Here is a 16887-nt window from a genome sequence, read left to right as displayed (position 1 = left end):
ACTACCCACCGAACCTTGCGCCGGAGTCGACGCCCCACAGCGCCATGGTGAGCAGCATGTTCACCATGATCACCACGGTGATGCTGGCCCGCATGCCGTGCCCTGCGGCGACGCCGACGCCCTCGGGCCCGCCGCCGGCGTAAAACCCGTAGTAGCACTGGATCGTGGACGCGATCCACACGAAGATGACCGCCTTGATCAACGAGTAGACGATGTCCTGGCCGGCCAGCATCAGGGTGAAGTAGTGCAGATAGGAACCTGTCGAACCGCCGCCGCCGATTTCGACCACGAGTTGTGTGCTCAGGTATCCGATCGCCAGGCATGCGGCGTACAGCGGGACGATCGCGACCACCGAAGCGATCAGCCGGGTGGTCACCAGGTAGGGGATCGGGCGGATGGCAATCGATTCCATCGCGTCGATCTCCTCGGCGATGCGCATGGATCCCAGCTGGGCGGTGAAGCGGCAGCCGCCCTGCATGGCGAACGCGAGCGACGCCATCAGAGGAGCCAGTTCGCGGGTGTTGACCAATGACGAGACAAACCCGGTGGCGGGCCCGAGCCCGAGCAGATCGAGGAAGTTGTAGCCCTCGATGCCGACGAGGGCGCCGACGGTCATGCCGAGCACCACCGCCACGCCGGCGGTGCCGCCACCGACCACGATCGAGCCGTTGCCCCAGGTGATGTTGGACAGCAGCCGCAGGAACTCGGCGCTGTACTGGCGCAAGGCGAGTGGCACCGCGACCAGCGCGCGCACGAAGAAGACGAGCAGGTGCCCGAGCCGGATGATCGGTACCCTGCCCCGACGGTAGAGCCGAAGGAGCGGCACCGAAATCGGTGCGAAGGGTTGATAAGCCGAGGCCGTCACTTCACAGCCCCGTCCTGGGCGACAACATGATGTAGAGCTGGCTGATGGCGACGTTGACGATCATCAACAGCAGGATCGCCTCGACCACAGCGGCGTTCACGGAGTTCGCGACGCCGGTCGGTCCGCCCTTGGTGGACAAGCCCTTCTGGCTCGACACGATGGCCACGATGGCGCCGAACACGATCGCTTTGAGCAGCGCCAAGACCATGTCACCGGTCGTCGCGAACGACGCGAATGTCGACACGAAGCTGCCCGGCGCCCCGTTCTGAAAGTAGACATTGAACATGTAGCTCGCGAAGAAACCGGCGAAGCACACCACGCCGGTGAGCGCCACACCGATCATCACCGCCGCGGCGAAGCGGGGGACGACCAGGCGGCGGATCACCGAGACGCCCATCACCTCCATCGCGTCGGTTTCTTCGCGCATCGTTCGCGACCCCAGGTCGGCGGTGATGGCCGAACCGACCGCCGACGCCATGAGGACCGCGGCCACCAGCGACGCACCTTGCCGGATGACGGCGAGCCCGCTGGCCGCCCCGGCCAAGGACGTGGCACCGACTTGCCCGGCCAGCAACGCGAACTGGATCGACAGCGTCACGCTGATCGGCAGCGACACCAGAATCGTCGGCAACACGGCGGTGCCGGCCATGAACGCGCCCTGCCGGACGAACTCCTGCCACTGGAATCGCCCGGTCACCAGGTCGTAGCAGAAATATTGAGCGGTTCGCACACCCAGAACGAACTGCTCGCCTACCGTCGTCAGCGAGGCAACCGGGTGACGTTTGACGTAACCGACGGACCAGTTCCGGATGGCGGTGACGCCATCAAGCTGTGTCGTCGTCATAGCGGCGTGACCTGCCGTCCGCCCAGCAAACCCACAGCATAGGTCATCGCGTACCAGCTACCGCTTTCATCGGCCCTCTTCCCACCCCTGAGTCCCGAGTGCCGAGCAGAAGACATTGTGCGGCGTCGAACCCTATTCTTATTAAAATAGTGTCAACAAGCCCAAAGATTCTGCAGCTCATCGGTGTGTGCTGCATCACATTAGCGTACTTGATAGGGACTTTCAATAGTGTAGAGTCACTCATCTGAGTTCGCCGGTAAACGGCGTCGCGGGGTTCTAATGTCGGATTGACGAAGGTGATGGCATGCCCTCAGCAAACATATCGTTGCGTGACCGACGCCGTGCTGAGCTGCTTTCACAGATTCAACAGACCGCCCACCGGCTTTTCGCGGAACGCGGCTTCGAGGCGGTGACGACCGAGGACATCGCCGCGGCCGCGGGGATCTCCATCAGCACCTATTTCCGGTACGCGCCCACCAAGGAGGGGCTGCTGGTCGATCCCGTCCGGGAGGCGGCCGCCGAAATCGTGGGTACCTACAGCGCCAGACCGCCACATGAGTCGGCGGTCGAAGCGTTGATTCAGCTAATGGTCACGCACGCCACGCATGCCAGCGAGGTTGACAACCTCGATGCGTGGCGTCACGCCGTTGCGACCGCCCCCCACCTATTGAGCAAATCCGTGCTGATCGGCGAAACGGTTCAGGACAAGCTGATCGAGCAGGTCGCGCATCGGATGGGCGTGGATCCGATGGTTGACGTTCGACCGGCGTTGTTAGTCCACACCAGTTTGGCCACAGTGCAATTCGTCCTCGACGGGTGGCTGGCCTCCGACATCACCGCGCGACCGCCATTGCACGTGCAGTTGGAAGAAGCGCTGCGAATCACGCTCGCCGGGTTCGACTGACCGGCGCCGAGAAACGTTCCGAGCTAAACCGCCGTGACTTTGCTCGCCGCCGCGTGAAACAATCGCTGGCCGTGAAGACCTTCGAGGATCTGTTCGCCGAACTAGGCGAGCGCGCCCGTACCCGGCCGGCCGGCAGCGCCACGGTCGCCGCGCTGGACGGCGGCGTGCACGGCCTGGGCAAAAAGATTCTCGAGGAAGCCGGCGAAGTCTGGTTGGCCGCCGAACACGAACCCGACGAGGCGCTGGCCGAGGAGATCAGCCAGTTGCTCTACTGGACGCAGGTGTTGATGGTGGCGCGCGGACTGACCCTCGACGACGTGTATCGGAAGCTATGACCATGCTGCGCGTTGCGGTTCCCAACAAGGGCACGCTGAGCGAGCCGGCCAGCGAGATCCTCGCTGAGGCCGGCTACCGGCGACGGACCGATACCAAAGACCTGACCGTCATCGACCCGGCCAACCAGGTCGAGTTCTTCTTCCTGCGGCCCAAGGACATTGCCATCTACGTGGGTTCAGGAGAGCTCGATTTCGGCATCACCGGCCGGGACCTGGTGGGCGATTCCGACGCGCCGGTGCGCGAACGGCTGGCGCTCGGATTCGGCTCGTCGAGTTTCCGTTACGCCGGACCGGCCGGGCGCGACTGGGAGATCGCCGATCTGGCCGGCAAGAGGATCGCCACCGCCTACCCGAACCTGGTCCGAAAAGACTTGTCGCGACGCGGTATTGAGGCAACCGTCATCAGGCTCGACGGCGCGGTGGAGATCTCGGTACAACTCGGCGTGGCCGACGCCATCGCCGACGTGGTCGGATCCGGGCGCACCCTGAGCCTGCACGACCTGGTGGCCTTCGGTGAACCGCTGTGCGATTCCGAAGCGGTGCTGATCGAGAGCGACCAGAGCAGCAAGTCCGGCACACTAGCGGCGCGCGATCAACTGGTAGCGCGGATCCAGGGCGTGGTGTTCGGCCAGCAGTACCTGATGCTCGATTACGACTGCCCCCGCTCGGTGCAGGACAGGGCCACCGCGATCACGCCGGGACTGGAATCGCCCACCATCGCACCCCTGGCCGATCCGAACTGGGTCGCAATCCGCGCGCTGGTGCCACGTCGGGGCGTCAACGAGATCATGGACGAGTTGGCCGCGATTGGCGCCAAGGCGATCCTGGCGTCCGACATCAGGTTTTGCCGGTTCTGATCCGGTTCTGATTACGCACCCGGTGCAATCCCCGCTGCTGTGTTAGCGTCCGCCTCAAGGACTGCCCAGGGTGGCGTGTGAGCCGTCCCCGGTTCGGTCGCCGGCTGTTCGTCTCCCAGGAGGGTCTACCGTGACACACGCACTTCTTGTCTTGCTGGCTCTGCTGATTGGTGTGGTGGCCGGCCTGCGGTCGCTGACCGCGCCCGCCGTCGTCGCCTGGGCCGCCTTCATCGGCTGGATCGATCTGCACGGCACCTGGGCTGGCTGGATGGCCAGCATCATCACGGTCATCGTCTTGACCGTTCTCGCCGTCGGTGAACTGGTCAACGACAAGCTGCCCAAGACGCCGGCGCGCACCGCGCCGCCGATCTTCGCGGCCCGGATCGTCACCGGTGGGCTCGCGGGTGCGGCCCTTGGCGCCTGGCCGCATTGGACGTTCACCGCGCTCGGCGCCGGCGTCATCGGCGCGGTACTGGGCACCCTCGGCGGCTACCACGCACGCAAGCGGCTGGTCGCCGCGACGGGCGGCAAGGACTTGCCGATCGCATTGCTCGAGGACGCCGTAGCGATCCTGGGCGGGTTCGCCATCCTTGCGGCGACGGGCCACGTGTTGACCGAGTACCTGCTCTCGGCCGTTAAGTGACAGAACACTTCGATGCGATCATCGTCGGCGCCGGGCAGGCCGGCCCGCCGCTGGCTGGCCGGCTGACCGCAGCCGGCCAGCGCGTCGCGATGGTGGAGCGCAAGCTGATCGGTGGCACCTGCGTCAACACCGGATGCATCCCGACCAAGACGCTGGTGGCCTCCGCGCACGCCGCGCATCTGGCGCGCCGCGGCGCGGAATACGGCGTCGGGACCGGCCCGGTCACCGTCGACATGGCCAAGGTCAAGGCCCGCAAGGACGAGATCATGCTGGGCGACCGCAAGGGCGTCGAGGATTGGCTCGAGGGCATGAAGGGCTGCACCGTTTTTCGAGGGCACGCGGTCTTCCAGGATCCGCACACGGTGCGGGTCGGCGACGCTGCGCTGCACGCCGACCGCGTCTTCCTCAACGTCGGCGGACGTGCCGTGGTGCCCGACATCCCGGGCCTGTCCGACGTCGAGTTTCTCACCAACGTGTCGATTCTCGAACTCGACACGGTGCCAGCACATCTCGTCATCCTCGGGGGCAGTTACATCGCGCTTGAGTTCGCGCAGATGTACCGGCGGTTCGGGGCGCGGGTGACCGTCGTCGAACGGGGACCGCGGCTGGCGTCGCGCGAAGACGAGGATATCTCGGCCAGCGTCGAAGAAATCCTGCGGGCCGAAGGCATCGATGTCATCGTCGGCGCCGACGATATGCGAATAACCAAGAGCAGCAACGGTTTCGAGTTGACCCCTCGCGAAGGCGCCGCAACCGTCGACGGCAGTCACCTGCTACTGGCGGTGGGCCGGCGCCCCAACACCGACGACCTGGGGCTGGAAGCGGCCGGGGTGCGGACCGACGCCCGTGGCTACATCGTGGTCGACGACCAGCTCAAGACCAGCGTCGATCACATCTGGGCGATGGGCGACTGCAACGGCAAGGGCGCATTCACCCACACCTCCTACAACGACTTCGAGATCGTCGCCGCCAATCTCCTGGACGGCGACCCGCGCCGGGTGAGCGACCGCATCACCACCTACGCGCTTTACATCGATCCGCCGCTGGGGCGTGCCGGCATGACCGTCGATCAGGTCCGCGCGTCGGGCCGCAAGGCACTGGTTGGCAAGCGTCCGATGACCAGGGTCGGCCGGGCGGTGGAAAAGGGTGAGACACAAGGCTTCATGAAAGTCGTGGTGGACGCCGACACCCGGCAGATCTTGGGCGCCGCCATCCTCGGTGTCGGTGGTGACGAGGCCATTCACGGCATCCTGGACGTCATGTCGGCCAAAGCGCCCTACACCACGCTGTCGCGCACCATGCAGATCCATCCCACCGTCAGCGAGCTGATTCCCACGATGCTGCAGGAGCTGACGCCCCTCGATTAGGAGCGAGCGCGGAGCCGGTCGTCAGGCCGCCGGTTCGCTCGGATGCGAATCGGTCTGCGCGCCAAGAGCTTCCGGCCACCCGGGGTAGGGCGGCGGGGTGCCGCCGTAAAGCGGGCAGTGCTGCTGGTGCGGACACCAGTCACACAACCGCGACTGAGTGGGGCGGAAATCGCCGGACTGCCCGGCGGATTGGATCGCCCGCCAGATCGCCATCAGGGTCTTCTCGAACCGCAGCAGCTCATCGTGGTCCGGCGTGTAGTCGAGCACCTGGCCGTCGGCCAGATAGATCAGCCGCAACCGGGTGGGCGGCACGCCGCGCGAACGCAACAGTGCCACCGCGTAGAACTTCATCTGGAACATGGCCTTGAACTCGGCCAAGGCCCGGGCGGCCGGCGGCGCCTTGCCGGTCTTGTAGTCGACCACCCGCAGCTCGCCGGTGGCGGCGACATCGATCCGGTCGATGAAGCCGCGCAACAGCGTGCCGTCGGCGAGTTCGACCTCCACCCGCTGCTCGCAACACTCCGGGTTGAAGCGGGTGGGGTCCTCGAGCCGGTAGTACCCGGCCAGTAGCGCCTGCGCCTCGGCCAGCAGCTGGGTGCGCTGCTCCGGAGCCAGCTCGGCGGTGATCTCGGGTGAAGCTTCGGTGATCTGCTCCCACGCGGGTTCCAGCAGCGACATCGCGGTGTCGGGGCCGCGCCGCTCGGCGGGCAGGCCATAAAGCTGCTGCAGGGCGGCGTGGACCAGCGAACCGCGCAGCTGCGCGGCAGACGGCGCCTCCGGCAACCGGTCGATGGCCCGGAACCGATACAGCAGCGGGCACTGCTTGAAGTCCGCGGCCCGCGACGGCGACAGGGCCGGGCGGTACACCTGTTCCGCCGGGCGCTGTGCCGACTCGGGCGCCTCCGGCTGGACGATCATGTGGGCAGCCTAGGACTGGGCACCGACAACCCCCAAACACCTGCTGCGGCGAGTCGACTGGCACGCTAGACCGCGTGTCCGTAACCGGCCCGTTCACCGAGGGCGAGCGTGTCCAACTCACCGATGCCAAGGGCCGGCACTACACGGTCGTGCTCACCGCGGGCGCCGAGTTTCACACGCACCGCGGGGCGATCCCGCACGACGCGCTGATCGGGCTGGAGCAGGGCAGCGTGGTCAAGTCCAGCAACAACGCCGTCTACTTGGTGATGCGTCCGCTGCTGATCGACTACGTCATGTCGATGCCCCGCGGGCCCCAGGTGATCTACCCCAAGGACGCCGCCCAGATCGTGCACGAGGGCGACATCTTCCCGGGCGCGCGGGTGCTGGAGGCCGGCGCCGGCTCCGGCGCGCTGACCTGTTCGCTGCTGCGCGCCGTCGGGCCCGAGGGCCGGGTGACTTCCTATGAGCAGCGCGCCGACCATGCCGAGCACGCCGAACGCAATGTGTCGGTGTTTCACGGCGGCCAGGCACCCGGCAACTGGCAGCTGATCATCAGCGACCTCGCCGACTCCGAGCTGCCCGACGGTTCCTTCGACCGCGCCGTGCTCGACATGCTCGCGCCGTGGGAGGTGCTGGAGTCCGTCGCGCGACTGCTGGTCCCCGGCGGCGTGCTGATCATCTACGTGGCCACCGTCACCCAGCTGTCGCGCGCGGTCGAGGCGCTGCGGGCGCAGCAGTGCTGGACCGAACCGCGGTCCTGGGAGACATTGCAACGCGGCTGGAACGTCGTCGGTCTCGCGGTCCGGCCGCAGCATTCGATGCGCGGGCACACCGCCTTCCTGATCTTCACCCGGCGCCTCGCGCCCGGCGTGGTCGCGCCCGTGCCGCTGGGCCGTAAGCGCGAAGGTCGCGACGGATAGCTGGTCGCCACCATCGGGCTAGGCGAGGTCCTCGCTGCGCACCAGAGAGCGTCGCACCGACAGCAGCTCGAACTCGGGATGGGCGGCCACCAGCCGCTCGGCGGCGTCCAGGACGTCGACGGCGTGGCCGCGGTCGCCGGACACCGTCGCGACGCCGATGCCCGCTCGCCGATACAGCTCATGCGAACCCGTCTCGGCGGCCGACACGCTGAACTTTCGCTGCAGCTCCGCCACGACGGGACGGATGACCGACCGCTTCTCTTTCAGTGACCGAACGTCGCCGAGTAACACGTCGAACTCGAGCCAGCCGATCCACATGCCGCGGGTCAACCCGGTGGGGTTTGCTCGGGGGCCGGCTCCGGAGCCGGGGCGGCAGGTTCCGGGGCGGGAGGCGGCGGCGGTGCGGGCGGCGGAGCCGCTGGCGGTGGCGGTGGCGCTGCGGGCGGCGCTGCGGGCGCCGGGGCGGGCTCGGGCGGTGGCGGCGCGGGCGGCGGGCCCGGTGCAGGCGGAGGCGGGGCAGCCCCCGAAGTGGGGGCCGTCGGTGACTTCCCCAGCGCCAACAGCATTTCGGCGGTGTGCCGGGACAGCTGCCAACCGCCTTGGAAAGGGGTGAATTCCATCGGGAAGGTGAAGTCGGGGTTGTTCGCCTGGGCGGTGTGCACGGCGATGGTGGCCTGCACGTTCGACGGGTTCTTGTCCGACCACGCGATGTCCCTGGCGTTGAAGGTCATGGGCAGATAGCCGTTGTCGCGCAATGCGTTGGTGAACTTGTCCAGAGTCCCCGCGCTCTCCGGCGTCGCTCCTTCCACCAGGTTCACCTTGCTGGTTCCCGGAACGTTCGGGTCGGCCAGCCTGGTGAGCACATCGGTGAGAGCTTCGGGCGGCGGCAGGGGAGCCGTGACCGGCGCAGCAACCTGGCTCGACGAGGCCGGTGGCAGCGAAGAGGTGGCCGACGAATCACTCTTCGGGTGCGGCGACGAACATGCCGCGAGCCCGGCCGCCACCAGGGCGGTGGCGGCGCCGAGCGCTACGGACAGTGGCCGGTGCATCCAGTCGGTCGGCCGGCTAGGCGGCTCTGGCCACTTCGCGAAGGAAGGGCGTCGCTAAGGTCAGGCCGATGGGTGCAACGGAAGTCACATCGACGGCTGGGGCTGCGACGGCGACGCGGGTCGAGCCCGTGGCAAGGCTTTTTGGGGTCACTCTGCCACCTCCCAAGGCCCTTTCGATCATCACGATTAGTGGCCGAGATTACCAGCGTGACGAAAATCTTAACTTTTCGTGGGTATTTGACTACGCACATCAATCGGCAATCGCCGGTAGCTTTGAAGTATCCGCCGCGCCAATTCGGTGTGGGAAAGGAGCGCAAGATGGGTAGTTCAGAGCGTTCTGAACCTTTCGGAACACCCCGCGAATCAGACATGTCCAGCGGCGACGAGGCCGAGTTGGAGCAACTACGCCGCGAGGCAGCGATGTTGCGCGAGCAGCTCGAGCACGCAGTCGGCCCGCATGGCGGCGCCCGCTCCGCGCGAGATGTGCATCAGTTGGAGGCGCGCATCGACTCCCTCGCGTCGCGGAACTCGAAGTTGATGGAGACCCTCAAAGAGGCCCGCCAGCAACTCCTGGCGTTGCGCGAGGAAGTCGATCGGCTGGGGCAGCCGCCCAGCGGCTACGGCGTCCTGCTGGCCACTCACGAGGACGACACCGTCGACGTGTTCACCTCGGGTCGCAAGATGCGGCTGACCTGCTCGCCCAACATCGACGTCCAGTTGCTGCGCAAAGGTCAGACGGTCCGGCTCAACGAGGCTCTCACCGTCGTCGAAGCCGGCACCTACGAATCGGTGGGTGAGATCTCCACGTTGCGTGAGCTTCTCGCCGACGGGCACCGGGCCCTCGTCGTCGGGCACGCCGACGAGGAACGCATCGTGTGGCTGGCCGAGCCGCTGGTTGCCGAGGACCTGCCGGAGGGGCATCCCGACGCCCTCAACGACGACACCCGGCCCCGGAGGTTGCGACCCGGTGACTCGCTGTTGGTCGACACCAAGGCCGGCTACGCCTTCGAGCGCATTCCCAAGGCCGAGGTCGAGGACCTGGTGCTGGAAGAGGTTCCGGATGTCAGCTATGAGGACATCGGTGGCCTGACTCGCCAGATCGAGCAGATCCGCGACGCCGTGGAGCTGCCGTTCCTGCACAAGGAGCTGTACCGCGAGTACGCGCTGCGCCCGCCCAAAGGTGTGCTGCTCTACGGTCCGCCCGGTTGCGGGAAAACGCTGATCGCCAAGGCCGTGGCCAACTCGTTGGCCAAGAAGATGGCCGAGGTGCGCGGCGATGACGCCCGTGAGGCCAAGTCCTACTTCTTGAACATCAAGGGACCCGAGCTGCTCAACAAGTTCGTCGGTGAGACCGAGCGGCACATCCGGCTGATCTTCCAGCGCGCCCGTGAAAAGGCGTCCGAAGGCACACCGGTGATCGTGTTCTTCGACGAGATGGACTCGATCTTCCGCACCCGCGGCACCGGGGTCTCCTCGGACGTCGAGACGACCGTGGTCCCGCAGCTGCTCAGCGAGATCGACGGCGTCGAGGGTCTGGAGAACGTCATCGTGATCGGTGCCTCCAACCGCGAGGACATGATCGACCCCGCCATCCTGCGGCCCGGACGTCTCGACGTGAAGATCAAGATCGAGCGCCCGGATGCCGAAGCGGCGCAAGACATCTTCTCGAAGTACCTGACCGACACGCTGCCCGTGCACGCCGACGATCTCGCCGAGTTCGGCGGCGACCGCTCGGCCTGCATCAGGGCGATGATCGAGAAGGTCGTCGAGCGGATGTACGCCGAGATCGACGACAACCGGTTCTTGGAGGTCACCTACGCCAACGGTGACAAGGAAGTCATGTACTTCAAGGACTTCAACTCCGGGGCGATGATCCAAAACGTCGTCGACCGCGCGAAGAAGAACGCGATCAAGTCGGTGCTGGAGACCGGTCAGCCCGGTCTGCGCATCCAGCACCTGCTGGACTCGATCGTCGACGAGTTCGCCGAGAACGAGGACCTGCCCAACACCACCAACCCCGACGACTGGGCGCGGATCTCGGGCAAGAAGGGCGAGCGGATCGTCTACATCCGCACCCTGGTCACCGGCAAGAGCTCGAGCGCATCGCGGGCCATCGACACCGAATCCAACCTGGGTCAGTACCTGTAGGGCCCAACAACCCGTTAGCACGACACATAAACCACGCACACGACACGCCGAGGCGCGTGTGCGTGGTTTATGTCTGGGTGCGCCCGGCCGTCAGTCGGTCACCAGCGAATAGCTATTGGTCAGATTGTCCTGCAGCACCTGGGCGGCGCGCTGCGTCGTGTCCACGCGCAATTCCTCGGTGAGCACCCGTGGTTGGTAGGTCCACCCCGCCGGCAGGTCGAGCCGGTCGGCGAGGCCCGGTAGGTCGGCGCGCGACAGGGTGGCGTCGGCGATCTGGCTCCAGGTCTGCATGACCCAATGCCGGTTCTGCGGATCGATGAGTTCGTACACCTCTTCGCCGGCGTCGAAGACGAACACCGTGCGGCGGTTGACCGTGTTGGGGATGTAGGGAGCCGGGTTCATCGACGACAGCAGGACGGTGGCCTGCTGGATCATGTCGATCCCCCCAAAGGATTTGGTGATCTGCGGCCCCCGGGCTTCTTTTTCGATGGCGTTCATCAGCCAATAACGGGGACCGTTGAGCAGGGCTGCGGCCGCCCCGTGTTCGGTGGCGATGGCGTGCGCGTCCAGCGCCGACCACAGCTCTTGGGGACAGTCGTTGAGCGGGAAGCTGTTGTAAACCGTCGCCTGCGGGCCCGCCTCGCCGGGCGTGACGAGGAGGACCTCGCCGTAACGCTTGCCGGACATGTCGAGTGCATGCTTACCGACGGCGCGGCCGGATTCGGGGGCGGGCACACGGTGAAATTAGTCACTGCTGTCCGCGCCGTCAACACGGCGGATACCAGCCGTGGCCTGCACCAGCTGCGAGGCGGGGACAGGCACGGTCCACCGATCGGCGGTCCGGTGTCCCGCTCGGCTGTATTGCGGCTGCGCCGCCGGGAGTCAACCCACCGCGGGCCACTTCGTCGCGCGGCCTACGCTTAGGTCATGCAACGGATTATCGGGACGGAGGTCGAATACGGCATTTCATCGCCATCGGACCCGACAGCCAATCCGATCCTCACCTCGACGCAGGCGGTTTTGGCGTATGCGGCGGCAGCCGGCATTCAGCGCGCCAAGCGCACCCGGTGGGATTACGAGGTGGAATCGCCGCTGCGGGATGCCCGCGGATTCGACCTGAGCCGCTCGGCCGGCCCGCCCCCGGTGGTCGACGCCGATGAGGTTGGCGCGGCCAACATGATCCTGACCAACGGCGCGCGGCTTTACGTCGACCACGCGCACCCCGAATACTCCGCACCCGAGTGCACCGACCCGCTCGACGCGGTGATCTGGGACAAGGCCGGCGAGCGCGTGATGGAGGCCGCCGCACGTCACGTCGCCAGCGTGCCCGGGGCCGCGAAACTGCAGCTCTACAAGAACAACGTCGACGGCAAGGGCGCCTCCTACGGGTCGCATGAGAACTACCTGATGTCCCGGCAGACGCCATTTTCGGCCATCATCGCCGGGCTCACCCCCTTTCTGGTCTCCCGGCAGGTGGTCACCGGCTCCGGCCGGGTCGGCATCGGGCCCTCCGGCGACGAACCGGGCTTTCAGCTGTCCCAGCGCTCGGACTACATCGAGGTCGAGGTCGGCCTCGAGACCACGCTCAAGCGCGGCATCATCAACACCCGCGACGAACCGCACGCCGATGCCGACCGGTATCGGCGGCTGCACGTCATCATCGGCGACGCCAACCTCGCCGAGACGTCGACATATCTGAAACTGGGTACCACGGCGCTGGTGCTGGACCTGATCGAAGAGGGCCCGGCGCACGGGATCGACCTGAGCGATTTGGCGCTGGCGCGGCCCGTGCATGCGGTCCACGCGATCAGCCGCGATCCGTCGCTGCGCACCGCCGTGGCCCTGGCCGACGGCCGCGAGCTGACCGGTCTTGCGCTGCAACGGGTTTACCTCGATCGGGTGGCCAAGCTGGTCGACAGCCGCGACCCCGATCCGCGCGCGTCGGACGTCGTCGAAACCTGGGCACACGTGCTCGATCAACTGGAGCGCGACCCGATGGAGTGCGCCGAACTGCTGGACTGGCCGGCCAAGCTGCGCCTGCTCGAAGGGTTCCGGCAACGCGAAAACCTGAGCTGGTCGGCGCCGCGGCTGCACTTGGTGGACCTGCAATATTCCGACGTCCGACTGGACAAGGGCCTGTACAACCGGCTCGTCGCGCGCGGCTCGATGAAGCGCCTGGTGACCGAGCACCAGGTGCTCGAAGCGGTGGACAAACCACCGACGGACACCCGCGCATACTTCCGCGGTGAATGCCTGCGCAGGTTCGGCGCCGACATCGCCGCGGCGAGCTGGGATTCGGTGATTTTCGATCTGGGTGGTGATTCCCTGGTCCGCATTCCGACGCTGGAGCCGCTGCGCGGCAGCAAGGCGCACGTCGGGGCGCTGCTGGACTCCGTGGACAGCGCCGCCGAACTGGTCGAGCAACTCACCAGCTAGGTGCCGGTTAACCACGGGAACGTCGGGGCCGACCGGTAGGCTAGGAAAGACCAACGGGCAGTGTGGCTTGATCGGTGAATAAGCCATTCAAAGGACCCACACAACGCAGGAGGCGGCGATGGCTCAGGAGCAGACCAAGCGTGGCGGTGGTGGCGACGACGAAGACGACGTCGCCGGCAGCACCGCCGCGGGCCAGGAACGCCGGGAGAAGCTGGCCGAGGACACCGACGACCTGCTGGATGAGATCGACGATGTGCTCGAGGAGAACGCTGAGGACTTCGTTCGCGCGTATGTCCAAAAGGGCGGACAGTGACCTGGCCTTTCTCTGATCGCCTGTCCACCAATTCCGCACTTCCGGGCCACCCACTTTCGGGAAGCCCCGCTATAGACCTCTCGTCGTTTGCTGATCTGTTGCGACGCCAGGCGCCGGATTTGCTGCCGGCGAGCCTGTCCGGCGCGCAATCGGATGCCGCCACGGGGCAGTTGCCGCACGGCACCACGATCGTCGCGCTGAAATACCCCGGCGGCGTCGTGCTGGCCGGTGACCGGCGTGCGACGCAGGGCAATATGATTGCCAGCCGCGACGTCAAGAAGGTGTACATCACCGACGACTACACCGCGACCGGGATCGCCGGCACGGCCGCCATCGCCGTCGAGTTCGCCCGCCTCTATGCGGTCGAACTCGAGCACTACGAAAAGCTCGAAGGCGTGCCACTCACGTTCGCCGGCAAGGTCAACCGGCTGGCCATCATGGTGCGCGGCAACCTCGCTGCCGCCATGCAGGGCCTGATCGCGCTACCGCTGCTGGCGGGCTACGACATCGATGCGCCCGACCCCGAAGGTGCCGGCCGCATCGTGTCTTTCGACGCCGCCGGCGGCTGGAACCTGGAAGAGGAGGGCTACCAGTCGGTGGGGTCGGGCTCGATCTTCGCCAAGTCGTCGATGAAGAAGTTGTACTCCCAGGTCACCGACGCCGATTCCGCGGTGCGGGTGGCGATCGAAGCGCTCTACGACGCGGCCGATGACGATTCCGCCACCGGCGGACCGGATCTGGTGCGCGGAATTTATCCCACCGCAGTCACCATCGGTGCCGAGGGAGCGGTCGAAGTGCCGGAGGCGCGCATTGCCGAACTGGCCCGTGAAGTGATCCAAAGCCGTTCGCGCGCTGACACTTTCGGCCCCGATGGTGGTGAGAAGTGAGCTTCCCGTATTTCATCTCGCCTGAGCAGGCGATGCGCGAGCGCAGCGAGCTCGCGCGTAAGGGCATCGCCCGGGGCAAAAGCGTGGTCGCCCTGGCCTACGCCGGCGGAGTGCTCTTCGTCGCCGAGAACCCGTCACGGTCGCTGCAGAAGATCAGCGAACTCTACGATCGCGTCGGCTTCGCGGCCGCCGGCAAGTTCAATGAATTCGACAACTTGCGCCGCGGCGGAATCCAATTCGCCGACACCCGCGGCTACGCCTACGACCGTCGCGACGTCACGGGCCGCCAGCTGGCCAACGTCTACGCCCAGACGCTGGGCACCATCTTCACCGAGCAGGCCAAGCCCTACGAGGTGGAATTGTGTGTCGCCGAGGTCGCACACTACGGCGAGAGCAAACCGCCCGAGCTGTACCGGATCACCTATGACGGATCGATCGCCGACGAGCCGCATTTCGTGGTGATGGGTGGCACCACCGAACCGATCACCACGGCGCTCAAGGAGTCCTACGCGGAGAACGCCGATCTGCGCGAGGCCACCCGCATCGCCGTGAAGGCGCTGCGGGCCGGTAGCGAGGCCTCGAATGGCGACCAGTCCACCCTTGAGGTGGGCAGCCTGGAAGTCGCCATCCTGGATGTCAACCGGCCGCGGCGGGCGTTCCGGCGGATCAATCGCGCCACCTTGGAAAACTTGCTGCGCGAGCTGGATTCCAACGGCTCGGAAGGCGATGGCGAGCCGTCGGATTCTGACGGCGGATCCTCCGACTAGACGCCACCGGATTCCCGTCGCCGCGGCAGTTCGTCGATGCTGGTGGGCCTGATGGTGTGCAAGGTGCCGGTGAGGTAGCGAGTAAACCGGCGGCGGCACGAGCGCGCGCGTGGTAGGCACGGTCGGCCCAGGGCCGCCACAAAACTTCGTTCGATTGATACGCGCGGCTTGGCCACCGTCCCGGTCGGACAGCAAGTACCCTCGATTACGTGCAGCGACGAATCATGGGGATCGAGACCGAGTTCGGCGTGACGTGCACGTTCCACGGCCACCGCCGGCTCAGCCCGGACGAGGTCGCCCGTTACCTGTTCCGCCGGGTGGTGTCCTGGGGACGCAGCTCCAACGTCTTCCTGCGCAACGGCGCCCGCCTGTATCTCGACGTCGGAAGCCACCCCGAGTACGCCACCGCCGAATGCGACAGCCTGGTGCAGCTGGTCACCCACGACCGCGCCGGGGAATGGGTGCTGGAAGACCTGCTGGTCGACGCCGAGCAGCGACTCGCCGACGAGGGTATCGGCGGCGACATCTACCTGTTCAAGAACAACACGGATTCCGCCGGCAACTCGTACGGGTGCCACGAGAACTACCTGATCGTGCGGGCCGGCGAGTTCTCCCGAATCTCCGACGTGCTGCTGCCATTCCTGGTCACCCGCCAGCTGATCTGCGGCGCGGGCAAGGTGCTGCAGACGCCCAAGGCCGCGACGTTCTGCCTTTCCCAACGCGCCGAGCACATTTGGGAGGGCGTTTCCTCGGCCACCACACGCAGCCGGCCGATCATCAACACCCGCGACGAGCCGCACGCCGACGCCGAGAAGTACCGGCGCCTGCACGTGATCGTCGGCGACTCCAATATGTGCGAGACCACCACCATGCTCAAGGTGGGCACCGCGGCGCTGGTGCTGGAGATGATCGAAGCCGGCGTCCCGTTCCGGGACTTCTCGCTGGACAACCCCATCCGCGCCATCCGCGAGGTCAGCCACGACGTCACGGGTCGCCGCCCGGTGCGGCTGGCGGGCGGGCGGCAGGCCAGCGCGCTGGACATCCAGCGTGAGTACTACAGCCGCGCCGTCGAGCATCTGCAGACCCGCGAACCCAACGCCCAGATCGAGCAGATCGTCGACCTTTGGGGCCGCCAGCTCGACGCCGTCGAGAGCCAGGACTTCGCCAAGGTGGACACCGAGATTGACTGGGTGATCAAGCGCAAGCTCTTCCAGCGCTACCAGGACCGCTACAACATGGAGCTGTCCGACCCGAAGATCGCCCAGCTGGACCTGGCCTACCACGACATCAAGCGCGGTCGCGGCGTCTTCGACCTGCTGCAGCGCAAGGGGCTGGCCGCGCGTGTCACCACCGACGAGGACATCGCCGAGGCGGTCGACAACCCGCCGCAGACGACCCGGGCGCGGTTGCGCGGCGAGTTCATCAGCGCCGCCCAGGCCGCCGGCCGCGACTTCACCGTCGACTGGGTTCACCTCAAGCTCAACGACCAGGCGCAGCGCACCGTGCTGTGCAAGGATCCGTTCCGGGCGGTCGACGAGCGGGTCAAGCGCCTGATCGCGAGCATGTAGCCGCGCTTCGGCTCATCCGCCTATGGCGGCGGAAGCGCCAGACGAGGTCCATCGAATAATCTGGTG

17 protein-coding genes and 1 pseudogene are annotated in these 16887 nt (G+C 66.5%); 12 read left to right on the top strand and 6 right to left on the bottom strand.

Going from position 1 to position 16887, the window contains the following annotated elements:
- Position 1: 1 nt before the first annotated feature.
- Both ACIUM1_RS01275 and ACIUM1_RS01270 read right to left on the bottom strand, forming a co-directional pair.
- Entirely contained in the window at positions 2–865 is an 864-nt protein-coding gene (locus tag ACIUM1_RS01275; RefSeq protein WP_406815509.1) for an ABC transporter permease, read from the bottom strand.
- A 1-nt stretch (position 866) separates the two neighbouring features.
- Positions 867–1709: an MlaE family ABC transporter permease gene (locus ACIUM1_RS01270; protein WP_406815508.1), complete on the bottom strand. Its 843-nt coding sequence runs from the start codon at positions 1707–1709 to the stop codon at positions 867–869.
- A 304-nt stretch (positions 1710–2013) separates the two neighbouring features.
- Here ACIUM1_RS01270 and ACIUM1_RS01265 point away from each other — a divergent pair, with 304 nt between their 5' ends.
- The 5 genes from ACIUM1_RS01265 (at position 2014) to ACIUM1_RS01245 (ending at position 5815) form a co-directional block, all read left to right on the top strand.
- Positions 2014–2613 (top strand): TetR family transcriptional regulator, encoded by a 600-nt coding sequence (locus ACIUM1_RS01265; protein ID WP_406815507.1) that lies wholly within the window; start codon positions 2014–2016, stop codon positions 2611–2613.
- Between the two features lie 53 nt (positions 2614–2666).
- Positions 2667–2948: a phosphoribosyl-ATP diphosphatase gene (locus ACIUM1_RS01260; RefSeq protein WP_406815506.1), complete on the top strand. Its 282-nt coding sequence runs from the start codon at positions 2667–2669 to the stop codon at positions 2946–2948.
- A gap of 2 nt (positions 2949–2950) precedes the next feature.
- Positions 2951–3805, top strand: coding sequence for an ATP phosphoribosyltransferase (gene hisG / locus ACIUM1_RS01255; RefSeq protein WP_406817891.1), 855 nt, complete (start codon positions 2951–2953; stop codon positions 3803–3805).
- A 130-nt stretch (positions 3806–3935) separates the two neighbouring features.
- Complete coding sequence (locus ACIUM1_RS01250) at positions 3936–4448, top strand: DUF4126 domain-containing protein (protein ID WP_406815505.1); 513 nt, start codon at positions 3936–3938, stop codon at positions 4446–4448.
- Positions 4445–5815, top strand: coding sequence for an FAD-containing oxidoreductase (locus ACIUM1_RS01245; protein ID WP_406815504.1), 1371 nt, complete (start codon positions 4445–4447; stop codon positions 5813–5815). The genes ACIUM1_RS01250 and ACIUM1_RS01245 overlap by 4 nt, the downstream gene beginning before the upstream one ends.
- A gap of 21 nt (positions 5816–5836) precedes the next feature.
- Here the strand turns inward: ACIUM1_RS01245 and ACIUM1_RS01240 are convergent, their stop codons facing one another.
- Positions 5837–6733, bottom strand: coding sequence for a RecB family exonuclease (locus ACIUM1_RS01240; protein ID WP_406815503.1), 897 nt, complete (start codon positions 6731–6733; stop codon positions 5837–5839).
- Between the two features lie 74 nt (positions 6734–6807).
- Between ACIUM1_RS01240 and trmI the strand changes: the two genes are divergently transcribed.
- Positions 6808–7653, top strand: coding sequence for a tRNA (adenine(58)-N(1))-methyltransferase TrmI (gene trmI, locus ACIUM1_RS01235; protein WP_406815502.1), 846 nt, complete (start codon positions 6808–6810; stop codon positions 7651–7653).
- A gap of 18 nt (positions 7654–7671) precedes the next feature.
- On the opposite strand, the gene ACIUM1_RS01230 is transcribed toward trmI, so the two are convergent.
- Positions 7672–7971 carry a DUF503 domain-containing protein gene (locus ACIUM1_RS01230; protein WP_406815501.1) on the bottom strand — a complete coding sequence of 100 codons (300 nt, stop codon included), beginning with the start codon at positions 7969–7971 and terminating at the stop codon, positions 7672–7674.
- 158 nt (positions 7972–8129) lie between these two features.
- A pseudogene (locus tag ACIUM1_RS01225) lies at positions 8130–8702 on the bottom strand (hypothetical protein); the annotation flags it as partial.
- Positions 8703–9020: 318 nt separating this feature from the next.
- On the opposite strand from ACIUM1_RS01225, the gene arc reads away from it, so the two are divergent.
- Positions 9021–10850: a proteasome ATPase gene (gene arc / locus ACIUM1_RS01220; RefSeq protein ID WP_406815500.1), complete on the top strand. Its 1830-nt coding sequence runs from the start codon at positions 9021–9023 to the stop codon at positions 10848–10850.
- 90 nt (positions 10851–10940) lie between these two features.
- On the opposite strand, the gene ACIUM1_RS01215 is transcribed toward arc, so the two are convergent.
- Positions 10941–11537: a hypothetical protein gene (locus tag ACIUM1_RS01215; RefSeq protein WP_406817890.1), complete on the bottom strand. Its 597-nt coding sequence runs from the start codon at positions 11535–11537 to the stop codon at positions 10941–10943.
- Between the two features lie 240 nt (positions 11538–11777).
- On the opposite strand from ACIUM1_RS01215, the gene dop reads away from it, so the two are divergent.
- The 5 genes from dop to pafA all read left to right on the top strand — a co-directional run bounded on the left by dop (position 11778) and on the right by pafA (position 16821).
- The gene (gene dop / locus ACIUM1_RS01210; RefSeq protein ID WP_406815499.1) at positions 11778–13286 is read left to right on the top strand and encodes a pup deamidase/depupylase; all 1509 of its coding nucleotides are present in this window, start codon (positions 11778–11780) and stop codon (positions 13284–13286) included.
- Positions 13287–13404: 118 nt separating this feature from the next.
- A complete protein-coding gene (locus tag ACIUM1_RS01205; RefSeq protein WP_066860430.1) occupies positions 13405–13599 on the top strand; it encodes a ubiquitin-like protein Pup in 195 nt (64 codons plus the stop codon).
- A complete protein-coding gene (gene prcB, locus ACIUM1_RS01200; protein ID WP_406815498.1) occupies positions 13596–14486 on the top strand; it encodes a proteasome subunit beta in 891 nt (296 codons plus the stop codon). The genes ACIUM1_RS01205 and prcB overlap by 4 nt, the downstream gene beginning before the upstream one ends.
- Positions 14483–15253, top strand: coding sequence for a proteasome subunit alpha (prcA, locus tag ACIUM1_RS01195; RefSeq protein WP_406815497.1), 771 nt, complete (start codon positions 14483–14485; stop codon positions 15251–15253). The genes prcB and prcA overlap by 4 nt, the downstream gene beginning before the upstream one ends.
- 209 nt (positions 15254–15462) lie before the next feature.
- The gene (pafA, locus tag ACIUM1_RS01190) at positions 15463–16821 is read left to right on the top strand and encodes a Pup--protein ligase (protein WP_095577084.1); all 1359 of its coding nucleotides are present in this window, start codon (positions 15463–15465) and stop codon (positions 16819–16821) included.
- Positions 16822–16887: the final 66 nt, after the last annotated feature.

This window comes from Mycobacterium sp. M23085 (genome assembly GCF_045343915.1).
Lineage (GTDB): Bacteria > Actinomycetota > Actinomycetes > Mycobacteriales > Mycobacteriaceae > Mycobacterium.
The sequence above is the reverse complement of the archived record's forward strand: the minus strand, read 5'-3'. Positions and strand labels throughout refer to the sequence as shown.

Bases quoted from the DNA above. Each gene is read 5' to 3' on its own strand.
- ACIUM1_RS01270 (WP_406815508.1), bottom strand. From the start codon at position 1,709: ATGACGACGACACAGCTTGATGGCGTCACCGCCATCCGGAACTGGTCC.
- ACIUM1_RS01265 (WP_406815507.1), top strand. From the start codon at position 2,014: ATGCCCTCAGCAAACATATCGTTGCGTGACCGACGCCGTGCTGAGCTG.
- hisG (WP_406817891.1), top strand. From the start codon at position 2,951: ATGCTGCGCGTTGCGGTTCCCAACAAGGGCACGCTGAGCGAGCCGGCC.
- ACIUM1_RS01240 (WP_406815503.1), bottom strand. From the start codon at position 6,733: ATGATCGTCCAGCCGGAGGCGCCCGAGTCGGCACAGCGCCCGGCGGAA.
- ACIUM1_RS01230 (WP_406815501.1), bottom strand. From the start codon at position 7,971: ATGTGGATCGGCTGGCTCGAGTTCGACGTGTTACTCGGCGACGTTCGG.
- arc (WP_406815500.1), top strand. From the start codon at position 9,021: ATGGGTAGTTCAGAGCGTTCTGAACCTTTCGGAACACCCCGCGAATCA.
- ACIUM1_RS01215 (WP_406817890.1), bottom strand. From the start codon at position 11,537: ATGTCCGGCAAGCGTTACGGCGAGGTCCTCCTCGTCACGCCCGGCGAG.
- dop (WP_406815499.1), top strand. From the start codon at position 11,778: ATGCAACGGATTATCGGGACGGAGGTCGAATACGGCATTTCATCGCCA.
- ACIUM1_RS01205 (WP_066860430.1), top strand. From the start codon at position 13,405: ATGGCTCAGGAGCAGACCAAGCGTGGCGGTGGTGGCGACGACGAAGAC.